At 28.3% G+C, this 25,044-nt stretch carries 21 protein-coding genes; 15 read left to right on the top strand and 6 right to left on the bottom strand.

Features of this window, described 5'->3' with window-relative positions:
• Positions 1–20: 20 nt before the first annotated feature.
• Positions 21–1,727, top strand: coding sequence for a carboxypeptidase-like regulatory domain-containing protein (locus DIS07_RS12945; protein ID WP_109405679.1), 1,707 nt, complete (start codon positions 21–23; stop codon positions 1,725–1,727).
• 8 nt (positions 1,728–1,735) lie between these two features.
• Here DIS07_RS12945 and priA read toward each other — a convergent pair whose 3' ends face one another.
• Both priA and DIS07_RS12935 read right to left on the bottom strand, forming a co-directional pair.
• Entirely contained in the window at positions 1,736–4,183 is a 2,448-nt protein-coding gene (gene priA, locus DIS07_RS12940) for a replication restart helicase PriA (RefSeq protein ID WP_181374606.1), read from the bottom strand.
• Positions 4,184–4,299: 116 nt separating this feature from the next.
• Positions 4,300–5,475 (bottom strand): THUMP domain-containing class I SAM-dependent RNA methyltransferase, encoded by a 1,176-nt coding sequence (locus DIS07_RS12935; RefSeq protein ID WP_109405678.1) that lies wholly within the window; start codon positions 5,473–5,475, stop codon positions 4,300–4,302.
• 98 nt (positions 5,476–5,573) lie between these two features.
• Here DIS07_RS12935 and DIS07_RS12930 point away from each other — a divergent pair, with 98 nt between their 5' ends.
• The 7 genes from DIS07_RS12930 (at position 5,574) to DIS07_RS12900 (ending at position 13,851) form a co-directional block, all read left to right on the top strand.
• Complete coding sequence (locus DIS07_RS12930) at positions 5,574–8,021, top strand: T9SS type A sorting domain-containing protein (RefSeq protein ID WP_181374605.1); 2,448 nt, start codon at positions 5,574–5,576, stop codon at positions 8,019–8,021.
• Positions 8,014–8,754 (top strand): class I SAM-dependent DNA methyltransferase, encoded by a 741-nt coding sequence (locus tag DIS07_RS12925; RefSeq protein WP_235869146.1) that lies wholly within the window; start codon positions 8,014–8,016, stop codon positions 8,752–8,754. The genes DIS07_RS12930 and DIS07_RS12925 overlap by 8 nt, the downstream gene beginning before the upstream one ends.
• The gene (locus DIS07_RS12920; protein ID WP_109405676.1) at positions 8,751–9,428 is read left to right on the top strand and encodes a ZIP family metal transporter; all 678 of its coding nucleotides are present in this window, start codon (positions 8,751–8,753) and stop codon (positions 9,426–9,428) included. The genes DIS07_RS12925 and DIS07_RS12920 overlap by 4 nt, the downstream gene beginning before the upstream one ends.
• 93 nt (positions 9,429–9,521) lie before the next feature.
• On the top strand, positions 9,522–10,670 hold the full coding sequence (locus tag DIS07_RS12915) for a S8 family peptidase (protein ID WP_109405675.1): 1,149 nt from the start codon (positions 9,522–9,524) through the stop codon (positions 10,668–10,670).
• Positions 10,671–10,692: 22 nt separating this feature from the next.
• Complete coding sequence (locus DIS07_RS12910) at positions 10,693–11,277, top strand: hypothetical protein (protein ID WP_109405674.1); 585 nt, start codon at positions 10,693–10,695, stop codon at positions 11,275–11,277.
• A 3-nt stretch (positions 11,278–11,280) separates the two neighbouring features.
• On the top strand, positions 11,281–13,149 hold the full coding sequence (locus DIS07_RS12905) for an ATP-binding protein (protein ID WP_109405673.1): 1,869 nt from the start codon (positions 11,281–11,283) through the stop codon (positions 13,147–13,149).
• A 60-nt stretch (positions 13,150–13,209) separates the two neighbouring features.
• A complete protein-coding gene (locus DIS07_RS12900) occupies positions 13,210–13,851 on the top strand; it encodes a response regulator (protein WP_181374604.1) in 642 nt (213 codons plus the stop codon).
• Here the strand turns inward: DIS07_RS12900 and DIS07_RS12895 are convergent.
• A complete protein-coding gene (locus DIS07_RS12895; RefSeq protein WP_109405671.1) occupies positions 13,848–16,031 on the bottom strand; it encodes an ATP-dependent DNA helicase RecQ in 2,184 nt (727 codons plus the stop codon). The two genes, DIS07_RS12900 and DIS07_RS12895, sit on opposite strands and share 4 nt — an antisense overlap.
• 138 nt (positions 16,032–16,169) lie before the next feature.
• On the opposite strand from DIS07_RS12895, the gene DIS07_RS12890 reads away from it, so the two are divergent.
• From DIS07_RS12890 to lptB, 4 genes are read left to right on the top strand one after another with little or no spacing between them, the layout of a single operon-like run.
• Positions 16,170–17,138 (top strand): KpsF/GutQ family sugar-phosphate isomerase, encoded by a 969-nt coding sequence (locus DIS07_RS12890; RefSeq protein ID WP_109405670.1) that lies wholly within the window; start codon positions 16,170–16,172, stop codon positions 17,136–17,138.
• Positions 17,138–17,968, top strand: coding sequence for a twin-arginine translocase subunit TatC (gene tatC / locus DIS07_RS12885; protein ID WP_109405669.1), 831 nt, complete (start codon positions 17,138–17,140; stop codon positions 17,966–17,968). Before DIS07_RS12890 ends, tatC begins: the two co-directional genes overlap by 1 nt.
• Positions 17,943–18,293, top strand: coding sequence for a carboxymuconolactone decarboxylase family protein (locus tag DIS07_RS12880; RefSeq protein WP_109405668.1), 351 nt, complete (start codon positions 17,943–17,945; stop codon positions 18,291–18,293). Before tatC ends, DIS07_RS12880 begins: the two co-directional genes overlap by 26 nt.
• Before the next feature lie 43 nt (positions 18,294–18,336).
• Positions 18,337–19,077 carry an LPS export ABC transporter ATP-binding protein gene (gene lptB, locus DIS07_RS12875; protein WP_109405667.1) on the top strand — a complete coding sequence of 247 codons (741 nt, stop codon included), beginning with the start codon at positions 18,337–18,339 and terminating at the stop codon, positions 19,075–19,077.
• Here lptB and DIS07_RS12870 read toward each other — a convergent pair.
• Positions 19,071–19,442 (bottom strand): VOC family protein, encoded by a 372-nt coding sequence (locus DIS07_RS12870; protein WP_109405666.1) that lies wholly within the window; start codon positions 19,440–19,442, stop codon positions 19,071–19,073. The genes lptB and DIS07_RS12870 overlap by 7 nt on opposite strands.
• Positions 19,420–20,190: a CDP-alcohol phosphatidyltransferase family protein gene (locus DIS07_RS12865; protein WP_181374603.1), complete on the bottom strand. Its 771-nt coding sequence runs from the start codon at positions 20,188–20,190 to the stop codon at positions 19,420–19,422. The genes DIS07_RS12870 and DIS07_RS12865 overlap by 23 nt, the downstream gene beginning before the upstream one ends.
• A gap of 96 nt (positions 20,191–20,286) precedes the next feature.
• Here DIS07_RS12865 and DIS07_RS12860 point away from each other — a divergent pair, with 96 nt between their 5' ends.
• The 3 genes from DIS07_RS12860 (at position 20,287) to DIS07_RS12850 (ending at position 23,599) form a co-directional block, all read left to right on the top strand.
• Complete coding sequence (locus tag DIS07_RS12860) at positions 20,287–21,270, top strand: YheT family hydrolase (RefSeq protein WP_109405665.1); 984 nt, start codon at positions 20,287–20,289, stop codon at positions 21,268–21,270.
• Positions 21,271–21,340: 70 nt separating this feature from the next.
• Positions 21,341–22,411: a putative type IX sorting system protein PorV2 gene (locus DIS07_RS12855; RefSeq protein ID WP_181374602.1), complete on the top strand. Its 1,071-nt coding sequence runs from the start codon at positions 21,341–21,343 to the stop codon at positions 22,409–22,411.
• A gap of 6 nt (positions 22,412–22,417) precedes the next feature.
• Complete coding sequence (locus DIS07_RS12850) at positions 22,418–23,599, top strand: lipoprotein N-acyltransferase Lnb domain-containing protein (RefSeq protein WP_109405664.1); 1,182 nt, start codon at positions 22,418–22,420, stop codon at positions 23,597–23,599.
• Here DIS07_RS12850 and DIS07_RS12845 read toward each other — a convergent pair.
• Positions 23,579–24,961 carry an exopolysaccharide biosynthesis polyprenyl glycosylphosphotransferase gene (locus tag DIS07_RS12845; RefSeq protein ID WP_235869145.1) on the bottom strand — a complete coding sequence of 461 codons (1,383 nt, stop codon included), beginning with the start codon at positions 24,959–24,961 and terminating at the stop codon, positions 23,579–23,581. The genes DIS07_RS12850 and DIS07_RS12845 overlap by 21 nt on opposite strands.
• Positions 24,962–25,044: the final 83 nt, after the last annotated feature.

Below are 25,044 nucleotides of genomic sequence, written 5' to 3'. Positions count from 1 at the left end.
TAAATTAAAAGCTAATTATTATGAAAAAATTATTATCACTTCTAATACTTTTATCAAGCTTATATGCTGCTAGTCAAAATAAAAATATAGATCGGCAAATTAAAGGTTTTGTTTATCATCAGAAAAAGCCTTTATCTAAAGTTAATATTTATATAGAAGGGAAAAATATAGGAACAACTACAAGTAATAAGGGGTATTTCTCGCTTAAAGCTAATACAGGAGATATTATAGTTTTCAAATACCTTGGTCTTAAAACAGTAAAAATTTACATTGAAGATGTTACTTCTATTTTAAATATAAATATGAAAGTTATAAGTAATGAATTGGCAGAATTTAGTGTAAAATCTAAACTTAAAAAGAAAGGAGTTGAAAATTTGATTTTTTTAGGGCAAGCAAATATTAATATAAAATCTTCTGGTTATGCAATAAAATATTTGCCGGGTGATAAATTAAATCATGGAGCAATAAACATTTTTCAAGCAATGAGAGGGAAATTTTCAGGTATGAGAATTGTGGGAGCACCTGGTAACGAAACAGTATTTTTAAGAGGATTTTCTTCGAACACACCACCTTTATGGGATATTGATGGACTTGTAACAAAGAATCCACCTAGGTTTGATCCTTTTATCATAGAACATATCGCAGTAATTAGTTCGCTGTCAGCTACTACTCTATATGGTAATGATGCAGCTGGAGGTGTAATATTGGTGAGTACAAAAGCTGATTTTAGAAATAAAAAGTTAAAAAATGATATTCGAAAATTTTATCAAAATCAAGATTTCTATAAGAACGACGCAACAGCTTTTCATGAAGTAAAGTATGGTATACCAGAATATATTAAAGCTTTTAATACTATTTCTTCTGCTAATGAAGCTTTAGCAATTTACATAGAGAAATCTATAGCATATAAGAATAAAAATAGTTTTCATTTAAATATTCTAAATCATTTTCAAGAAAAGTATAGAGATAAAAAACTAATATTAAAAGTATTATCTGACTTTGAAAAAAAATCAGCTAACCATGTAGAAGACTTAAAAACGATTGCTTATAAATATCAAGAAATAAATGAAAATGAAAAAGCAATGAAAGTCTACAAAAAAATTGCAAAGTTAAGGCCTAACCACGCACAAACATTTAGAGATATTGCAAATACATTTTTAGAACAAGAAGATTATAAGAATGCATGGAAAATTTATAAATACTATTTAAAAAAGGGATTTATAATAGAAAAAAATGATATTGGTGATATTTTAAATTCAGAAATGATTGCCAATTATATGAAACTCAAAGAAAACAAAGACTTCAAAGAAATATTTAAAATTAGCGAATATGATAAAATAGTAAAAAGTGATATTCGTTTAGTTTTTGAATGGAATACTTCTGAAGCAGAATTTGAGTTAGAATTTGTAAATAGTAACAATCAAATTCATAAAGAAGTAAATTCATTAGATGAAAACAACGAATTAATTATAAATCAGAAAGTACGAGGATACACTTCGAAAGAATTTATGATAGAACACTTCGACAACGGTGATTGGCTTGTAAATATTAATTACCTTGGAAACAAACAATATAAACCGACTACTATAAAAGTAACAACATATTATAATTGGGGAAGACCCAACCAAACTAAAGAAATTAAGGTTTTTAATTTAAAAATAGAAAATTTCAAAACACAATTAATAAAACTAAACAGAGAAAAATTTATGGATTTTGCATCTAATTAAGTCTATTTTTAATAGGCATCTACATCGATAATAAATCGGATGGGTCTAAATTCTTTAACAGCTTCAAATGTATTTTTAATCTTTTGAAGCTGTTTTTTTGTGCTTACAAGTGATTGTTTTGGTGGAATTTTTATTACAACATTTTTAATATATAGATTTCTAATTCTAGAAACCGCTGGTGTTGTTGGTCCTAAAACATGTTCTCCAAAAGAATTGTATAATGCTCTAAATAACCAATTTATACCACTATCAACTTTAATAAAATCTCTATGTTTTAAAGTTATTTTTATTAACCTGTAATATGGGGGGTAGTTATATTGCCAACGATCTTGCAATTGTTCTTTATACATTTCTGTATAATTTGTAGTAGAGACTTGCTGTAATATTTGATGATAAGGATTATAGGTCTGAATAGCTACGTTTCCTTGTTTTTTACTTCTTCCTGCTCTCCCAGAAACTTGAACCATCATATCATAAGCACGTTCGTGCGCTCTAAAATCTGGAAAATTGAGCATCGAATCTGCATTTAAAATTCCGACTAAAGAAACATTCTCAAAATCTAACCCTTTAGAAAGCATTTGTGTACCCACTAAAATATCGATTTCTCTAGCTTCAAAAGCACCTATTATTTTTTGATATCCGAACTTACCACGAGTAGTGTCTAAATCCATTCTACCAATTTTAAAATCTGGAAAAAATTCTTTCAATTCAAGTTCAATTTGTTCTGTCCCAAAACCTTTGGTATCTAATGTGTTACTACCACAAGCTCCACAACTATTAGGCATTGCACGCTGATAATTACAATAATGACAACGTAATTCGTTTTTGTATTTGTGATATGTTAAGGATACATCACAATTAGGACATTGAGGAGAAATTCCACAAGTCTTACACTCTACAACAGGAGAAAAACCTCGTCTATTCTGAAATAATATCACTTGTTCCTTTTCTTCTATGGCTTCTGTGATTAATTTCAGCATTCTATCCGAAAAATGACCTTTCATTTCTTTTTTTCGGTGTTTTTCTTTTATATCTATCAACTCAATTTTTGGTAATTGAACATTACCAAAACGTCTTTTCAATTCTACAAAACCATATTTTTTTTGTTGTGCATTAAAATAACTTTCTAAAGATGGAGTTGCAGAACCCAAGAGTATTTTAGCATTGTGCATTTTTGCTAAAACTATCGCAGCATCTCTAGCATTATATCTTGGTGTAGGTTCAAATTGTTTGTATGATGTTTCATGCTCTTCATCAACTACGATTAAACCTAGATTAGAGAAAGGCAAAAAAATAGAAGATCTAGCACCTAAAATTATTTGTGCTTTGGTTTTGTTTTCCAAAACATTATTCCATACTTCTACCCTTTCATTCATCGAATATTTAGAATGAAATACTGAAATCTGATTTCCAAAATAATATTGTAATCGTGTAATTATTTGAGTGGTTAATGCAATTTCTGGCAATAAAAACAACACTTGTTTTCCGGTATCTAAAACCTTTTGGATTAACTTGGTGTAGACTTCAGTTTTACCAGAACTAGTTATTCCATGCAAAAGGGTAACATCTTTTTCTACAAAAGAGGTTTTTATTTCTGAAAGTGCTTTTTCTTGATATTCATTTAATTCTTTTAATGAATTAGTATCCCCTTTAAAATTAATTCTATCAGTTTGCACCTGATAAAACTCGAATATATCTTTAGCTACTAAAGACTTCAGAATTGTTGAAGAAACATTAGCAGCTTTTTCTAAATCTTTAGCTTTTATTGGTTTTTTTGAAGTGGCTAATTGGAAAAATGTTAAAACAGCCACTCGCTGTTTTTTTGCTCTTGATAGCTCTTCTAAAAGTGCATTTAAAGATTCATCAGATTTATAGCATTCTTTTAAACGAATATATTTTACTAGCTTAGGTTTATACGTTTCATAAATTTCTTCTTTAATATAAATGACTGACTTTTTTATCAATTCATTAACAATTGGCATCACTTTTTTCCTTCCTAAAATATCTGCAATTTGATGAATGGTTAATTGAGATTGATGTTGTAAGGCTTCAGAAATAAGAAACTCATCATCTGCCAAAATAGATTCATCTACAAAGGCTTCATTTTTATAGACAATCGTTTCACTTTCTAATAAAAAAGCAGAGGGTAATGAGGCTCTGTAAACATCTCCTAAAGCACACATATAATAATTAGCTATCCACTGCCAATGTTTTAACTGTAACTCGTTTACAATGGGCTTTTCATCTAAAATTTGATGAATTTCTTTAGCTTCATACAAAGTGGGAGCCGTTTGATGAATATGAAAGATCAAACCTGTATACATCTTCGATTTTCCAAAAGAAACCGCTACACGCATTCCTTTTTGTAAGAAATTCGCTTCTTCTTCTGTTACGCTATAGGTAAACGTTTTTTGAAGCGGTATAGGTAATATAAGATCAATAAAATATTGTGACAATTCAGATGTTTTTCACTTCAAAACTACGTAAAATTCACTAGATTTATTCTTAGTTTGATAAACAAAACTTTTGAAAAAGATTTAGATTTCTACAAAGTATAAAAAAGACGAACGTTCTAGTCATCAGAATCTTCTTTACGAGGTTTAATTTTACGAGTGCCTTCGTACAATTCGTATTTGACAAACTTACAATCTAAATCTGCATTTTTAAGCGCAATTCTTTTAGAAGTTCGTAATCCTACAGACTTTAAAGCATCTGTATCTGAGGTAATTAACCATGCTGTAGAACCTGAGTAATTATGTTTTAAGGTATCCCCTATTTTTTTATAAAATTCATCCACATTAATATTCAAACGCTCACCATAAGGTGGATTGAATAAAATTGTAGTATTTCCAAAAACTTCTTTGGTGGAGTTAAAAAAATTAACGTGATGTACACCAACAAATTCTTCTAGATTGGCAGATACAATATTCGCTTTTGCTTTTTGAACTGCTGATGGTGCTTTATCAAAGCCCATAATTTTAAAGTGTGATGAACGTATTTTCTTTAACAATGCATCTTGTATGGTAAAATACAAACCTTCATCATAATCTTTCCAATGCTCAAAAGCAAAAAGCTTTCTGTTGATGTTGGCTGGAATATTGTTAGCAATCATTGCAGCCTCAATTAAAATGGTACCAGAACCACACATGGGATCTATAAAATTTTCATCACCTGTATACCCAGATAAAAGAATCATTCCTGCCGCTAAAACTTCATTTATTGGAGCAATGTTTGTGGCAGTTCTATACCCCCTTTTATGTAAAGAATCTCCTGAGGAATCTAAAGAAACGGTTAGCCAATCTTTCTGAATATGCACATGAATTTTTACGTCTGGATATTTTAAATCAACATTTGGTCTTTTATGATATTTATGCCTAAAATAATCAGCAATAGCATCTTTTGATTTTAAAGAAATATAATGGGAATTGGAGGTGAAATTCTTAGAATTAACTACTGCTCCAATTGCAAAAGTACCCTCTGCATCTAGATATTTTTCCCATTTTATTTTTTGAATCGCCTCATACAAATCTTCTTCATCATAAACTTTACAGGTCTTAATCGGTTTTAGGATACGAACAGCGGTTCTTAAAGCAATATTGGCTTTGTACATAAAACCTTTATCTCCTCTAAAAGAAACACTTCTAACTGCCTCTTTTACATCTTGTGCACCTAATTTCTTTAATTCGTTTGCTAAAACACTTTCTAAACCAAAAAGTGTAGTGGCAACCATTTTAAAATCTTTATTCATAAATAACCAAACTAATAATGCAACAAATGTAGTTCAATTCAGAAAATAATAGTCGTTTTTTTGTAACTTGTATGCAAACAATCAAATTCTTTTTTATTATGAAAACAAAATTAACACTATTGTTATTCTTTTGTTGTTCATTAATTTTTGCACAACAATGGAATAAAACTGGAGGTCCTATTGGCGGGTTGGGCTATAATATTAAAATACATCCTACTAATAATCAAATTATTTATATAACAGATGCATTTAGCGGTGTACATAAAAGTGTTGATGGTGGAGAGACATGGGTGCAAAAAAATAATGGAATTACTTCAAGATCTGGAATTTCAAACGACAAAATCCCCGTATTTGTAATTGGAATTGATCAAAACAATCCCACTACAATTTGGGCTGGAACTCAGTATGATAGTGGAATTTACATATCTACTGACAGCGCAGAAAATTGGACAAAAAAAAATAATGGAATTACTGAAACTAATATAGTTTTTAGAGAAATTAGTGTTATCAACGGGAACTCTAACATTGTTTATGCGAGTGGTGAAGTTCCTACTGGAAATCAAGGAAATGAATTTGAAAAGGTTAAAGGTATTATTTACAAAACCATTGATGGAGGTGAAAATTGGATGAAAATTTGGGAAGGAGATAGTTTAGCTAGATGGCTTTGTATTAACGGAAATAATGCAAATATTCTTACCGTTTCTACTGGTATTTTTGATAGAGAAGCAAATAATACTTCTGGAGTTGGCATTATAAAATCTATAGACGGAGGTACTAACTGGGTAGAATCGAACTCTGGAATCACTGGTAGTTTATTTATCGGAGGAATGACTGATGCGGGTAATAGCCCTAATTTAATTTATGCTGCAACTGGTAATAATGCTGAAGTGAATATGAATCCTTCAATTTCTGGTGGCGTATTTAAATCTATTGATTTTGGAAACTCTTGGACTCAAGTAATTGCCCCAACAGAAATGATTTTACCAGGTTATTCAGAAAAAATTTTTAATACCGTAAAGATTGCTCCATCAAATAACAATATTGTCTATGCTGCTAGTGCTTATGCTTTTTTTAAAAGTACTGATGCAGGTGTTAATTGGTCTGGTTATAGAGGAGGCGTAAATGGCGCTCCTTTGCCTTGGGGACCTAAAGGAATTAGAGCTGGTGTTCCTATTGAGATTGTAATAGATAAAGAGGATGCAAATACTATTTTTGCTGCTAATTATGGAGGTGGAATTTTTAAATCTACTGATGGAGCCCAAACTTGGAATGTATTAGGTACTGGTTATACAGGTGCTACTGTTCATAAAATTGCTATCGATAATCAAAATTCAAAATCTTTTTTAACAGTTGGTCGAAGTGGGCCATTTAGATCTGATAATAATGGTGCTTCCTATACAGGTCTTTACTTTGGTGATGCTGGCGGGGTTGCAGAATGGTATTCTGCAGCTATACACCCCTCTAATAATAACATAATGTTTATAACAGATGAGCATGAAGGATTAATTTTAAAAAGTACAGATGGAGGACAGAATTGGGTTCAAAAGTTTAACCATCCGAATGCAAGTGCTGGTGCTTTTACAGACAGACACGGTGTCAAAGAAATTGTTATAAGTCCAAGTAACCCCTCAACTATATATGCTGGTTTTGCATATCAACAATTCTATAATAATCCTTCAAAATCAAATTTTCAAAATAGTTATGGAGTATATAAATCCATAGATAGTGGAGAAAATTGGTCTCAAGTTGGTCATCAAACTTCTATACCTAACACCAATTTAAATATTACGGCTATGGCTGTAAACTCTACTGATGAGAATAATATTTACATTGGATTAAGAGAATCTGTAGGTTCTGGAATTTACCACTCTACAAATGGAGGAACTACATGGAGCCCTATTGGTTTAAATTTGCCGGGTAAAAGTGTTTTTGGAATTGCTTTAGCAGAAAACAATGCTGTTATTTACGTTGCAACTAAAAGTAATGGTGTTTACAGATCTAGTAATAATGGCATCTCTTGGGAACAATTATTAGAAGGATCTTCTAATAAATTATTAACCGCTATTGCTGTAAACCCTACCAATAAAAATAATATTGTAGCTGGGGACATTAAAAACGGGATACATATGTCGATAGACGGAGGTAAAAGTTGGAATATTGTAAATTCTGGATTATCTAATAGAGCTATTACAAGTTTAGTTTTTTCTAAAGATGGAACAAGTTTATATGCGGGAACATTAGGACAAGGCATTTTTACTTATGACACCTCAACTTTATCAAACCAAAAAAATCTTTCATTAATTGTAAAAAATATCTATCCTAATCCTTCAAAAGAGAAAATAACTTTAAATTTGCAAAAAAATAATTTTTCTGTAATTGAAGTGACAATTTTTGATGTGAATGGCAAAAAAAACTTTAACAAGCAATACAAGCCAAATTCAAACTCATTAGAAATAAGCACTAATTTTTTAGAAAGCGGATTGTATATTATTGAAGTCATTGCGAATAATTATCAAAAATTTAAAAGTAAAATATTAATTGAATAACTCACTTAAGAAACAAAAAGATTGGTTTACAGATTGGTTTAATACTTCTTACTATCATATTTTATATAAGGATAGAAATGATGAAGATGCACAGTTATTTATGAAAAATATAACTGCATTTTTAGATTTACCAAAAACTACACATATTTTAGATTTGCCATGTGGAAAAGGCCGTCACTCAGTTTTTTTAAATTCTTTAGGTTATAAAGTTACCGGCGGAGATTTAGCTGAAAACAGTATTCAATTAGCTAAAAATTTCGAGAATGACACTTTAAAATTTAAAGTTCATGATATGCGTAAACCTTTTAATAATAAGTATGATGCGGTTTTTAATTTATTTACAAGTTTTGGTTATTTTGATAATGATGAAGAAGATATTCAAATTCTACAAAATATAAAAAATGGCTTAAATACAGAAGGCTATTTTGTCTTTGATTTTTTAAATGCTGAAAAAGTGAAATTAAACTTAGTTGCTGAAGAAACTAAAATTGTAGATAACATAACTTTCCATATTAAAAGAGAAATTACTAATGGTTTTATTCTAAAACACATTTCTTTTTTTGCTGATGGAAACAATCATTCTTATACAGAAAAAGTAAAGTATTTAGATTTAGAAAAAATGACTTCTTTCTTTACTAAAGTTGGCTTTAAAGTTTGCGATGTTTTTGGAGATTATCACTTAAATAACTTTTCAGCTAGAAGATCAGATCGTTTAATTTTAGTTGCAAAATGAGTTACATCTTACTAATAGCATCAGTTTTTTTAGGCGCATTCTTAGTTTTTATTTTAAAACCGAAGAAAAGTATTGTAAGGCTATTATTAGCTTTTAGTGGTGCTTACCTTCTATCCGTTACTATATTACATTTATTACCAGAAGTATATCAAGAAACTACGGATTATAAAAAAATAGGTGTATTTATTTTAATTGGGATTATCATTCAATCTATTTTAGAATCGTTTTCTAAAGGAGCAGAACACGGACATATTCATATCCATTCGGATGGAACTAAATTTCCTTCATTATTATTTATTAGCTTATGTTTTCATGCCTTTTCAGAAGGATTACCCATTCATAACACTGGCGATAATTTATTATGGGCAATTGTGGTTCACAAAATTCCGATTGCTATTGTACTAACTACTTTCTTAATTCATAGCAAATATTCTAAAAAAATAGTCTTTACATTTTTAGTTACTTTCGCTTTAATGAGTCCTTTTGGTGTATTATTAGGCGATAGAATTAGCTTTTTTACAACTTATGCTACTGAAATTACATCATTTATAATAGGTGTTTTCTTACATATTTCCACCATCATTCTTTTTGAAAGTACTGAAAACCATAAATTTAACCTGCAAAAGTTTATTGCAATCCTTTTAGGGGTACTACTTACAATTGCTACACTTTAATTTTTTGTGTATTTTTAGGAAGATAATATACTTATTTGTAGGTATATAATTAATAAAATTAGTTTTTATATTTGAACTAAAGTTTATTTGCTAATGAATCAATGGAAATTTTTATTTTTTGAGAATTACTCAAAACATTCAATTAACATCAATAAAATAAAAAATGAAATAACTAAAAACATTATCATTTATGAAGAAGTTTTTCATGATAACGGATTTATAAAAGATTTAAATGAATATTCTCAATTTGTAATTTACTTTAAGAATTTAAAAATTGCTTATTTAAATTCGAACTTATTATCTAATAAATCAAAAGCTATATCTATAAGAGCAAAAATTTTAGAAGAAGCTTTTATGAAACTTTCACCTAATCTTACTGATGTAGAAGTCTCGAGTAATTGGGGGATAGAATCACTTAACTTAAGCAATGAACAAAACTCTCTAGATGGTGATAATATAAAAGTAGCAATTTTAGATTCTGGAATAGATTTAGAACATCAAGATTTTAGTGGAAGAGTTATTCCTACATCAGTTGTAAGTGATACTGCGCAAGATTTTGTTGGGCATGGAACACATATTGCTGGAATAGCATGTGGAGGAATCAATAATAATAAAAGGTATGGAGTTGCTACGAAAGCAAAAATATATGCCTGTAAAGTTACTGATTCATCAATAAATATTTCACAGTTTAATGTATTACAGGGTTTTTATTGGGCAATGAAAGAAGAATGTAATGTTATATGTTTAGCTTTTTCTCAAGAAAATAAAAGGCATGAAATATACAACACTGTATTCGAACGAGTAATTAGGAAATGTAAAAACAAAAATATATTATGTATTTCTGGAGTTGGAAATGATAGTGATAGAGAATCTGGAATAAAAATTTCTGCTGGATCTCCTGCCAGCTGTCCAACATCTTTGTCTGTTACTGGTATTAGTGAAAAAATGAAAATATCGAATTTTTCTAATAGGGCCAAAAGAAACCAAAAGATTGATTTTGCTGCACCTGCAGAAATTATTTTTTCTTCTTGGTCTATAACAGGAGACCCTCAAAAGCAATTTAAAAATGATTCTGGTACTAGTATGGCAACTGCTTTTGTAACAGGAATTGTTGCATTACTTTATCAAAAATATCCTAATTTTAATGCATACCAAATAGAAGCTGAACTAAAAAAGTTATGTAAACCTCTGGATACTGATTCTAGAGATTGTAGCTATGGATTCGTCCAATCACCAGTATAAATTATTAATTAAATAAGCAAATATGAAACTTATCAATCACATCAATTTTTCAACTAAACATCAACCTCAAGATTATTATCAAGCCATCTATTCAAGTCAATCATATGGTACATTTTTTATAGTCTACGCAAATTTTAAAACTACTGAAGATGAAAACAATTATTATGTAAAAGAAATAAAATTAAAAATAATAAACTACAAAGGTCTCATAAATATTGGTATCGAAAATGCTTCATTTATAAAAGAATTTGATGCAGATGACATTTCTTTGGGAGGTACGTTAAAGATTACATTAAAAGCATTAGATAAAGATGAAGCGGATGTGCATTGTTGTGATGAGAACCATCCTTTTCCAAAAAATAATTCATATTTATTTGTTGATAGAAAACTCTCAAAGATGCATCCCCAAGGTGTTAACTTTGAAAATGGTATTTTTGATGAAGAGTTTTTTTACAGAGATGGTATTAATGAAGATTCACAAGGAAACGTTAACATAGCCTCTCAAGAGAGACAAATTGAAGTAAATATTGATGATAACCAATACTCTGCTGGATTGATTAGTTTAGGTACACCTAGATGTCCAAGGTCAAGAAATAAAATAATTTAATTCATGAAATATATCTTTTTTGTTTTAATACCATTTTTTTTGTTTTCTTTTAAAGGCAAATACGAAGAAAAAGATATATTTAATAATTTTTTAATAGAAGTTTACAATTTAAATTATGATAAAGCAACAGAAAAAGCTCTATCTATTAAAAATGAAGAATTAAAAATTCTTTGTTTAGATTTAGTTAAAATAAAGTTTTATGCTGGTCAAAAAAGGTTTACTTTAAAAAATGTTATAATCCCTAAAAAAAATGATACCAAAATAATATATCTAATTTCTAGGGGTTATTATTATTTATATACCACACCATATGATATAAAATCGTTTGAGTTATTTAGTGAAGCATATGTTTTAGCTAAAAAAAACAAAAATACTCTTTTACTAAGATTAACATTAGTTGCAATATTGGATGTATACTATAATGAAATTTACAAATCTAATAACGAGTGTTTATTTTATTTAAATGAATTAAAAAAAAACAGCTTAATTCCTGCGGATAATTACTACTACTACCTTCATTTTATTCATCTTAAACTTAGATCAGTTACGGACAATGTTAATCTAAACAAAGGCTTTTTGAAAAGTTTTTCAAAAATCATGAGTAATTTTGATGAAAATCATCCATTTTACGCAGATTATTATTCTTCCTTAGGTATTTTATTGAAGTTAGACAACAAAACGAATGAATCAAGAATCATGTTTCAAAAAGCAATTAATATTTCAAAAAAGCATTTTTATTTGGAACATATTCTTTTTAGATCACACATACATTTATCGGAACTTTATAGAAAAAATAATAATTATTTAGAATCAGAAAAACAATTAGATCATGCCGCTAAACATATTAACGATTCGGATTCTTTGAGTTCTGAATACTATCTTAACATATACAAATCATTTATTTATTATGACAGGAAAAAATATAGAAGAGCTTATGATTACCTTAAAGAATCTAGTATCCAATTAGCAAAATTGGATTATAAGAATAATATATCTGAAATTGCCAAACTAGATAAAAAATATAAAACTGCTGAAAAAGAAAAAGAAATTTTAATAGAAAGACAAAATAATAAACAAAACAGAAACCTATTAATAGGTTCAGTTCTATTTATAGCCTTAGGAGGAACAATTGCAACACTAACCCTACAAAACTCTAAAAGAAAAAGAAAACTTGCAGAGCAACAAAAAGCACTAGAAACACAAAAAAATCTTACTTTAATTAAAGAACAAGAAATTACAACCATAAATGCCATGGTAGACGGTCAAGAAAAAGAACGCAAAAGAATTGCAGAAGATTTACATGATAATTTAGGTTCTGTTTTAGCCACTCTAAAATTACATTTTGAAAATTTAAAAATTAATAAAAACAAAAAGAAAATAGATCAGGATAAATTATTTGATAAAACCGAAAACTTAATTGATGAGGCGTATTTAAAAGTACGTAGAATTGCACATGCTAAAAATGCTGGAGTTATTGCTAATCAAGGTTTATTGGTTGCTATACAAATGATGGCAAAAAAAATATCTTCTGCTGATAAAATTCATATCGAAGTAATTGATTATGGGCTAGATAAACGTTTAGAAAACAGTTTAGAAATAACTGTCTTTAGAATTATTCAAGAACTTATAACAAACATCATTAAACATGCAAATGCAACAAAAGCTTCTATTAATATTTCGTTGTATGATAAAAATTTAAATGTTATTGTAGAAGATAATGGTACAGGTTTTAATGCCAGTAAAATAAAATCAGAAAATGGAATAGGAATAAATTCTATTAAAACTAGAATTAAGCATTTAAAAGGTTCTTTTACAGTAGATTCAACTATTGGAAAAGGGAGTTCTATAATTATTGATATCCCAATTATTTAACTCCTTAATTGTAGGTATATTTATATTCATTTAAAATAGTATTTTTATTAAAAATAAACTATGATAACAATTATAATGGCAGAGGATCATCAAATGCTAATTGACGGTGTAAAATCGTTTTTTGAATATGATGAAGATATCTCAATTATTGGGTCTGTTAATAATGGTGAAGAATTGGTGAAATTAGTTTCTTTAAAGCAACCTAAACTAGTAATTACCGATATAAGAATGCCAATTATGGATGGTATACAAGCTACAAAAATCATCAAAAAGAAATTACCTCATATTAATATTTTGGCTATGACGATGTTTGATCAACCCGATGCAATTAAACAAATGTTAGTTGCTGGGGCTACTGGGTATATCCTAAAAAATTCGGGAATTAAAATGTTATCGAAAGCCATTATAACTGTAGCTAGTGGAGAAACTTTCTTTGACCCAAATGTAGCTTTTAATTTTATGAATGATTATATCGATGATAATGTTACTATTGGAAAATCTGATAAAGTAGTATTGTCTAATAGAGAAAAAGAAATCTTAAATTTAATCGCAGAAGGTAAAACCTCAAGAGACATCGCTGAAACTTTATTTATAGCAAAAACTACGGTAGATACTCACAGAAAAAATATGATACGAAAATTAGATTTATCTTCTGGAAACGAATTGGTAAAATATGCTATTGATATGAAATATCAGTTTTAATTTGCTACTTCATTAATGAACTTAATACGCATAAGTCGCAATTCATCTTCATCATAATCACCATCAAACTCATCTAATGCTTCTTGAATATCATCAGATTCAGACTCCATAAAATATTCATGAATTTCTTCTTGTTGATCTTCATCTAAAATATCATCTAAAGCGTAATCTATATTAATTTTTGTGCCAGAAAAAATGATAACCTCCATTTCTTTAATTAATTCATTCATTTCCAGCCCTTTTGATTTAGCAATATCATCTAAAGGAAGTTTTTTATCAGTATTTTGAATGATAAAAAGTTTTAACCCTGAATTAACTCCAGTACTTTTTACAATTAAATCATCAGGTCTTAGAATTTCATTTTCTTCAACATAATCAGAAATTAATTTCACAAAATCTTTTCCAAATTTTCTTGCTTTACCTTCACCAACACCATGAACTTTAGATAGTTCTTCTAAATTTATTGGATATTTTAAAGCCATATCATCTATCGAAGGATCTTGGAAAACTGCAAAAGGCGGAACTCCCTGTCTTGTTGCAACTTTTTTACGCAAATCTTTTAAGAGTTTTACTAATTTTTCATCAGCTGCTCCTCCAGCAGATTTCGAATTAGTAATAATCGAATTATCATTTTCTTCATTATACTCATGATCTTCTGTCATCATAAAAGAAGTTGGATTCTCTATAAACTCCTCTCCTGCTTTTGTCAATTTTACAACACCGTATTGCTCAATTTCTTTTTTTATAAGATTAATAACTAAAACCTGTCTAATTAATGCCATCCAATAAGAAGCAGATTTATCTTTACCAATGCCAAAAAAAGGTTGTAAGTGGGTTTTGTGCGAAGTTAAAAGCGCATTTTCTTTGCCAATGAGTGTATTAACTACTTCTTTTGCTTTATATTTTTGTAATGTATCTTTAATTACCCTTAATAAAGTTTGAACATCATCTTTTGCTTCGTGTTTTTTCTTAGGATTCCTAGAGTTATCATCCATATCAGCACCTTCACCATTCTTTTCATCAAATTCTTCACCAAAATAATGCAATAGGTATTTACGTCTATTCATAGAGGTTTCTGCGTAACCCACAACTTCTTGCAATAAAGCATGACCAATTTCTTGTTCTGCCACGGGTTTACTTGCCATAAATTTCTCTAACTTTTCAATGTCTTTGTAAGCATAAAAAGCCAAACAATATCCTTCTCCATCATCTCTTCCAGCTCTTCCTGTTTCTTGGTAATAAGATTCTAAACTTTTGGGAATATCGTGATGAATAACATATCGCACATCTGGTTTATCTATCCCCATTCCAAAAGCAATTGTAGCGACCACAACATCACAGTCTTCCATCAAAAACATATCCTGATGTTTAACTCGTGTTTTAGCATCTAATCCAGCATGATAAGGAACAGCCTTTATTCCGTTTACTTGCAATATTTGGGCTATCTCTTCAACTTTTTTACGGCTTAAACAATAAATAATACCTGATTTACCTATTCTTTGTTTAACAAAACGGATAATATCTTTTTCAACTTCTTTTGTTTTTGGTCTAACTTCATAAAATAAGTTAGCTCTATTAAAGGAAGCTTTAAATCTGTTTGCATCAGAAATACCAAGTGTTTTTAAAATATCTTCTTGCACTTTTTCGGTAGCTGTAGCTGTTAAACATATAACAGGTACATTATCAATAGCTTTAATAATATGTTTTAGATTTCTATATTCGGGTCTAAAATCATGACCCCATTCAGAAATACAATGTGCCTCATCTATGGCTACAAAAGATATTTTTTGAGTTCTTAAAAAAGTTACATACTCTTCTTTTATTAAAGATTCAGGAGCTACGTATAATAATTTAGTAATACCATTATTAATATCATCTTTTACTTGAGCAATTTCAGTTTTATTTAAAGACGAATTTAAAACATGTGCAACACCATTGTTTTCAGATATACCTCGGATTGCATCTACTTGATTTTTCATTAAAGCAATTAGAGGAGAAACCACTATTGCTGTTCCTTCTTGCATTAAGGCAGGCAGTTGGTAACAAAGAGATTTCCCTCCACCTGTAGGCATTATAACAAAAGTATTATCACCATTAACAATACTTTTAATTACTTCTTCTTGTAAGCCTTTAAATTTTGTAAATCCAAAAAACTTTTTAAGAGGATTGTATAAATCCATTTATGTAAAATATTTGTTTAACATTCAAAACAAACACAAACCTATTAAATATTTGTTCTAACTATTTTTTATAGTAAATTTGCTTGTTTCTTAAACTAAAGATATAACTTTTTTTTGTTCTGATAAAATATAAAACTATTGAAAAAGACAAACTCAATTATAAAAACCGCTAAAAAAACAATCTTAATTGAAAGTAATGCTATTGCTAATTTGGCAAATTTAATTGATGCTGACTTTGAAAAAGCAGTAAATTTTATTTTAAATTCTAAAGGAAGAGTAATTTTAACCGGAATTGGAAAAAGTGCAAATATTGGCGCCAAAATTGTAGCTACTTTTAATTCTACCGGAACTCCTGCTATATTTATGCATGCTGCAGATGCTATTCATGGTGATTTAGGAAATGTTCAAACCGATGATGTTGTAATCTGTATCTCTAAAAGCGGTAATACTCCAGAAATAAAAGTTCTAGTTCCTTTAATAAAAAATTATGGAAATAAAATTGTAGCCATTACTGGTAATGTTGATTCTTATTTAGGAGAACATGCCGATTTTACTATAAATGCTTATGTAGAACAAGAAGCTTGTCCAAATAATCTAGCTCCAACAACAAGTACAACTGCACAATTAGTTTTAGGTGATGCACTTGCAGTTTGCTTATTAGAGCTAAAAGGTTTTACAAGCAAAGACTTTGCTAAATATCACCCAGGAGGTGCTTTAGGAAAAAAATTATATTTAAGAGTTTCTGATTTGATTAAAAATAATCAAATTCCAAAAGTTAATGAATCTGACAGTATAGCCAAAGTTATTATAGAAATTTCAGAAAAAAGATTAGGAGTCACAGCTGTTATGAATAAAGAAAAATTAGTAGGCATCATTACAGATGGAGATATTAGAAGAATGCTTTCTAAAACGACTCAAATCTCTAAGTTTACAGCAAAAGATATTATGGGTAATAACCCTAAAACGATTCATAAAAACGCTATGGCTATTGATGCGCTTCAAATTATGGAAAAAAACAGCATTACTCAAATGCTGGTTATTAATAACAAAAATAAATACGTAGGTGTTGTACATTTGCATGATCTAATTAAAGAAGGTATTTTCTAATGGCAGAAAAACAAAAAGAAATGTCCTTTTTAGGACATTTAGAAGAATTAAGGTGGCATTTAGTAAGAGGTGCATCAGCAATATTTATTTTAGCAATTGTATTTTTTGTGTTTGCTGAAGAGGTATATGACAATTTCTTATTAGCTCATATTAAACCTGATTTTATTACTTATCAAGTTTTTTGTGACTTTTTTAATTTATTTGGGCTCGAGAGTGATTTTTGTAATGTAACATTTGCTGATAAAAAACTACAAAGTATTAAAGTAACCTCGCAATTAATGAATTCTATTTGGTCTTCATTAATATTAGGCGTAATTGTTTCTTTTCCTTATTTATTATGGGAAATTTGGCGATTTGTAGCTCCTGGTCTAACAGAAAAAGAAGTGAGTAAATCAAAAGGATTTATTTTTACAGCTTCATTTTTATTTTTTATAGGTTTATTATTTAGTTTCTATGTAATTGCTCCTATTTCAGTACATTTTTTGTACAATTATCAAATATCTGAAAGTATTGTAAATAGTTTCACATTACAATCACATATTGGTCTAATAACCAATATGTTATTAGGAGTTTCAATATTATTTGAGTTACCTGTTTTGATTTATTTTTTAACAAAAATTGGATTAATTACACCTGAATTTCTAAAAAAATATAGAAAACACGCTTTAGTAGTTGTATTAATTTTAGCTGCTATTATAACTCCTCCAGATATTGCGAGTCAAGTAATTGTAGCTATTCCAATACTAATTTTATATGAAATTGGAATTACTGTTTCGAAAAGAGTAATAAAAAAACAACAAAAAGATGCACAAAAAAGTCCAAGAGTTTAAAGAATATCGTGAAAAAATGAACGATAAAATTTTAGATTCTGATAACAAAGTAATTAAAAGAATCTTCAATTTAGATACAAATGCCTTTAAAGAAGGTCATTTACCAGTAAAAACAAAAGAGCTTTTAGGTTTGGTAGCTTCTGCTGTATTAAGATGTGATGATTGTGTACAATATCATTTAGAAGCAGCAATGAAAAACGGGGTTACAAAAGAAGAAATGATGGAAACCATGTCTATCGCTAACTTAATTGGTGGAACCATTATGATTCCTCATTTAAGAAGGGCTGTTGAATATTGGGAGGCTTTAGAAGAAAGTAATTTATAATATATTTAAGACTTCAACTTCAATCATTTACTATATTTGATTTATGATTTTAAGAGCAGATAATATTCAAAAAATCTACGGGAGTAGAAAAGTGGTAAAAGGTATTTCTTTAGAAGTCCAGCAGGGTGAAATTATTGGACTTTTAGGACCTAATGGAGCTGGAAAAACAACTTCTTTCTATATGATTGTTGGAATGATTAAACCTAATCATGGTAAGATTTTCTTAAATGATGAAGAAATTACAGAAGATGCTATGTATAAACGTGCTCAAAAAGGTATTGGATATTTAGCACAGGAAGCTTCCGTTTTTAGAAAATTATCGGTTGAAGACAATATTATGTCGGTTTTACAATTTACAGGTCTATCAAAAAAAGAACAAAAGATAAAGTTAGAATCTTTAATTGAAGAATTTAATATTGGACATGTTCGTAAAAATAGAGGAGATTTATTATCTGGAGGAGAAAGACGTAGAACTGAAATTGCACGTTGTTTAGCTTCTGATCCAAATTTTATTTTATTAGACGAACCTTTTGCTGGTGTAGATCCAATCGCTGTAGAAGATATTCAAAGTATTGTTGCAAAACTTAAAAATAAAAATATAGGTATTTTAATTACCGATCATGATGTACAAGCCACTTTAGCCATTACTGATAAAACCTATTTAATGTACCAAGGAAGTATTTTAAAAAGCGGTACTCCAGAAGATTTAGCTGCTGATGAAATGGTTCGTAAAGTATATTTAGGTAAAGATTTTGAATTGAAAAGAAAAAAAGTTTTTCAATAAAAAGAACCTATATGCCAAAGAACTCCAGAAGGGTCGTGTAAAAAGAACTCTTTTCCCCACTTATTAACTACAATTTCAGATAATTTAACATTAAAATATTTCTTTGTAAGCTCTTTAGATTTTAACGCTGTTAAATAATTTTCTAAATTATCAACTTCCAAAAATAACATCGAATTATCTACCCAATCTTTAACATATGCTTTTTGTAGATAAAAACTTAATTTTTCATCAACCTTAAAAACTGACATGTTTGTTGATAAAACAGTTTCTAAAAAACCTAAATCTTTATAAAAATTGCTAGATTCTTCAAAGTCTTTAGCACCAATAAAACTTCTAATCGACTTAAATTGAGACTTTAGTTCCATAATTTGATATTACTGATAAAACCACATAAAGAATAATAATTAATGGAATAGATATATATTGCAAAAAGATAATCATCAACAATGATATAATTAAAAACAAGTATTTTATTACATTATTTTTCACAGCATAATCTTTAAATTTCAATGAAAACAGAGGGATTTCTGCATTCATTAAGTAAGTTAATAATACTGTAACAATAATTAAAAAGTAATTATTAGTTATTAATTGATGTACAATTTCAAAATCAGAATACTCTAAAATTAAAGGCAAAGAAATAACAAACAAACTCATTGCTGGTGTTGGTAAACCAATAAAAGAATCAGATTGTCTAAAATCTATATTAAACTTTGCAAGTCTGTAACAAGCACCTAAAGTAAGTAGTAAACCTATTAAATATATGACATTTGGCAAATATTCATCCATTCCAAACAGAGGTATAACCAAGTCTTCATCAAATCCACCATCAGTAAATTTAATATTACTTTGTTCAATCATTCTAAACATAATAATTCCTGGAACAACTCCACTAGTAACCATATCTGCTAAAGAATCTAATTGTTTCCCTAATTCTCCAGAAACATTTAATATACGTGCAGTAAATCCATCTAAAAAATCAAACAAAATTCCAATAACTACAAATAATGCAGCCATTTCCAAACTACCTTCTACTGCATAAATCGTAGCAACAGTTCCAGAAAATAAATTACCTAGTGTTAATAAATTAGGAATATGTTTTTTAATGTTCATTTAACTATCTATTTAAAAGCTAAAATAAGAAATCAAATTTTGGTAGTTTTCATTATTCTTAATTTTTTGTCATATTTGTAAACAAAGAAAATCGCTATGCCAGTTTTTACCTCAGACTTCTCTCCTACTTTACCGTTTAAAAATGGTCATTTTAATACTATGTACAGGCCATTGTTTATGAAAGATATTTGTAGCTACTTAAGAAAAAGAGTTACTACTTGGGATAACGATTTTATAGATTTAGATTTTTCTCAAGTCGGTTCAAGTACTTTAGTTTTGTTAATTCATGGTTTAGAAGGTAGTTCAGAATCTAGATATATGGCATCAACTACTAAGTATTTAAATTCTAAAGGCTTAGACACTGTTTGCTTTAATTTAAGAGGTTGTTCTGGTGAAGATAATTTATTGTTATCAACCTATCATAGTGGAAAAACAGAAGATGTAGATTTTGTTATTAATTATCTTATAGAAAATTATGACTATGAAAATATTATAATTGCCGGTTTTAGTTTAGGCGGAAATTTAACTTTAAAGTATTTGGGTGAAAAAGGTGATGATTTGTCACAAAAAATTAAAGGAGGTATTGCGGTTTCTGTTCCTATTGATATTGCTACTGCTGAAATAGAAATGGACAAGCTAAAAAATAAATTATATATGGAAATGTTTTTTAAAACAATGAAAAACAAAGTTCTAGAAAAAGCACATAAATTTCCTGAGTATAATTTAGATAAAGACAAATTATTTAAAGCTACAAAATTTAAGCATTTAGAATATTTATATACTGTACCTGTTTTTGGTTTCGAAAGCCCAGAAGATTATTGGCATAAAGCAAGTTCTAAACCTTATTTAGCAAAAATTAAAAAGCCAACTCTTCTAATAAACGCCAAAGATGATACCTTTTTATCCAAAGAATGTTTTCCATTTGATATTGCCCACGATTCTGATAATTTCTTCTTTGAAGCTCCTAATTATGGAGGACATGTTGGATTTATGACATCTTTTAAACCTTCTGATAATATATGGTTAGAAAAAAGGATAGCACGTTTTATTAAACAAAACATTAAGATTCATGTTGAATAAACAATAACTTTAAAAAACTACTGTTATTTTAGTATGTTTTTAGATATTTGTTATCCATAAATTTTTCAATTTGAAATATATAATAGCCTTTTTTTTAATTACCATTCCAACATTAATATATACACAGGCATTTAGAAATTACTCTAATGAATTCATTAATATTGGTGTTGATGCTAGAGGTTTGGGGATGAGTAAAAGTATTGTTGCTACTACAAATGATGTAAATTCAATATATTGGAATCCTGCTGGTTTAGTTGGAATTAAAGATTATCAAGGTTCATTAATGCATGCTTCTTATTTTGCAGGAATTGCAAACTATAATCATGCTGCATTTGCAATGCCAGTAGACCAACAGAGTTCTGTTGGAATATCTATTATTCGTTTTGGTGTAGATGATATTTTAAATACTACAGAATTAATTGATAGCCAAGGAAACATTGATTTTAATAGAATTCAACTTTTTTCTTCGGTAGATTATGCTTTTAATCTTGCATATGCAAGAAACTTACCATTTAGAGATTTAAAACTTGGAGTGAATGCTAAAATTGTGAGAAGAATTATTGGCGATTTCGCTTCATCTTGGGGGTTTGGTTTTGATATTGGTCTTCAGTTCGAAAGAAATAATTGGTATTTTGGTCTAATGGCTAGAGATATTACTACTACTTTTAACAGTTGGTCTGTTAATGATGATGAGTTTAATAAAATCAAAAATGCTATTCCAGGACAAAATCAACAAGCACCTGAATCTACAGAAATAACAAAGCCAAAATTACAATTAGGTGTTGCTAAGAATTGGAGAATTGGTCGTTTTTTTAATTTACTCACAGAACTAGATTTAAACGTTAGATTTGCAAAAACTAATGATATTCTATCATCTAATTTTGCAAGTATAGACCCTGCAGCTGGTTTTCAAATAGATTATGATAATTTGGTTTATTTAAGATCCGGTATCGGTAATTTTCAATACATCACAGAATTCGATAACTCTAAATCACTTTCTTTACAACCTAATTTTGGAGTTGGTTTTAAATACAATGGAATTCAAATTGATTACGCTTTAACCAATATTGGAAGTGTGGGAAACGCATTATTTTCTAACATTTTTTCTGTTACTATTGATTATAGTTTTTTTAGACGCTAATTTTTTATGAAAAAAAAATATTTTTCCTTTTTATTACTTTTCATATTCTACTATACTGCTAAAGCACAAATTAACCTTTCTGTTTATGCAGAAGTTAGTATTGTTACTGCTGGTCCTGGTGATAAATTATACGAAGCTTTTGGGCATTCTGCTATAAGAATTAAAGATCCTGTTTTAAACTTTGATTTAATTTATAACTATGGGGTTTTTGATTTTAATCAACCAAATTTCTATTCTAATTTTGCAAAAGGAAATATGATTTACAGTTTAGCACGCTACGATTTTAAATATTTTTTACGAAGCTATAAAAGAGATAAACGTTGGTTAAAAGAACAAGTATTAAATTTGAATCAACAAGAAAAGCAAGCCTATTTTTCTTTTTTAGAAAATAATGCTTTGCCACAAAACAGAAACTATCAATACGATCCATATTTCGATAATTGTGCAACAATATTAAGAGATATTACCAAATCAATTTTAAAAAATAAAGTTGTTTTTAATAATGATGATTTCGAAAAAGAATTAAGTTTTAGAGATTTAACCAACAAAGAATTAAATTGGAATACTTGGGGTAGTTTTGCTTTGAATTTAATCGCTGGCATAAAATTAGATGAAAAAGCAACTGCAGAAGAATATATGTATTTGCCTGATTATGTTTATACACAATTTAGAAAGGCTATTATTTACAATGAAAATCAAACTAAAAGTCTAGTTAAAAAAGAAACTATACTTTTAGCTTTTGAAGAAAAGCAACCAAGCGTTTCTATTTTTAATCCTCTTTTAATATTTGGCTTTATTTCTCTATTAGGATTTTTTATTACTTATAAAGATATTAAAAATAGAAAAAGAACTAAAAGTTTAGATTTTTTACTTTTTTTTACAACAGGCTTTATTGGTAGTATACTTTTCTTTCTATGGTTTTTCTCTAGTCATTCTACTGCACCAAATAATTTTAATATACTTTGGGCATTTCCATTAAATTTAATTTTTTCTTTTCAATTCTTAAAAAAGAAACTACCAAATTGGATAATCAATTACTTAAAAATAATAACTCTTTTATTAATAATTATTCCAATACTTTGGATTGTTAAAGTTCAAGTATACCCACTAGTAATTATACCTTTACTGATATTAATAATATTTAGATATTGGTTTCTACAAAAATACTTATTGACCTCTAAAATATAAGACTGTAGTAATGGTCTTAATTAAAATTTTGAAATCTAAAAAAGCACTTCTTTCTTTAATATAATAAAGGTCATAACGTAATTTAGTTTCTTGTTCTTGAATTGTATTTGCATACGGATAATTTACTTGCGCCCAACCTGTTAAACCTGGTCTAACAATATGGCGTATTGCATAAAATGGAATCTTTTCTTCTAGGTCTATAACAAACTCTGGTCTTTCAGGCCTTGGCCCAATTATACTCATATCTCCCTTTAAAATATTGATAAATTGAGGAAATTCATCTAACCTAGTTCTTCTTAAAAATTTACCAAAAGATGTAATTCTAACATCATTTTTTTTGGCCCAAACCGCTCCATTAGACTCAGCATTTTTAATCATTGATCGCAATTTGTAAATTTTAAAAATAACTCCATTTTCTCCTACTCTATTCTGAGTATAAAATAATGGGCCTCTATTTGCGAATAAATTTCCTATTAGACAAAATGGTAATAAAGTAATAAAAAATAACATACCTATAAAAGAAACAATTATATCTACTATTCTTAACCCAAAAAGATAAAATCGATTCGTATTATTTTTACTAAAGTTTATGTGTTTATAAAAATTATGATTTAGATATTCTCTTGGCACTCTAGCATTAACTTCTTCATAGAAACTCTCATAACTTATTATATTCACTCCTTGTTCAAACAAAAGAATTAGTTCTTTATTGATTAGTTTGATATTATCTTCAGATAAACCTTTATTAGAAACAACAACTTCTGTAATATAATTCTTATCAATAAATTTTGAAATTTTAGTATTATTTATATTCTTAAAACCTTTAATTCCATCAATTTCTTTATCAGAGATATAAGTAGCTATATTATGAAAAGAATCATTATTAATTTTATGCAATAATTTTTCAATTTTATCAGATTTCCCAATAAATAATACTGACTTAAAATATTTTGGTGAAAATATTAAAGACATATATGCAAACCTCCATATAATAATAGGTATAAATAATATTAAAAAGAAATAAACAATTTGTAATCTATTTTGAGGTAAAATAGGCGATAAAAAAGGAGTGAAAGTATAAAATATAGTTGTTGCGAAAGCAGTAAGAACAGTAGCACTAACAACAAGGTATCTATTGTTAGATACATTTAAATTATAAAGTTGAAAAATTTGACCAAAAATCAAAAAATAAAAAGCCAATAATATAAACCAGTTAAAAACTAATTCACTCTTAAAATCTATATAAGTAAAGTCAATATAGATAAACGCCATCCAAAGACTAAAAAAAACAACCAATAAATCGATTATTCTTAAAAATATTTTTCTTTCTGATATGTTAATATAAGATTTGTTTGCTGTCAAGTGCTTGTAATTTTACTTGTAATTAGGGGACATAAAATAATTGATATAATGAGGGACAAGCAAATTTAAAAAAAAAAACACAG

This window comes from Polaribacter aquimarinus (assembly GCF_003129485.1).
GTDB classification, from domain to species: Bacteria; Bacteroidota; Bacteroidia; order Flavobacteriales; family Flavobacteriaceae; genus Polaribacter; species Polaribacter aquimarinus.
Note: the sequence above shows the minus strand (reverse complement) of the source record. Positions and strands in the feature narration are given on the sequence as shown.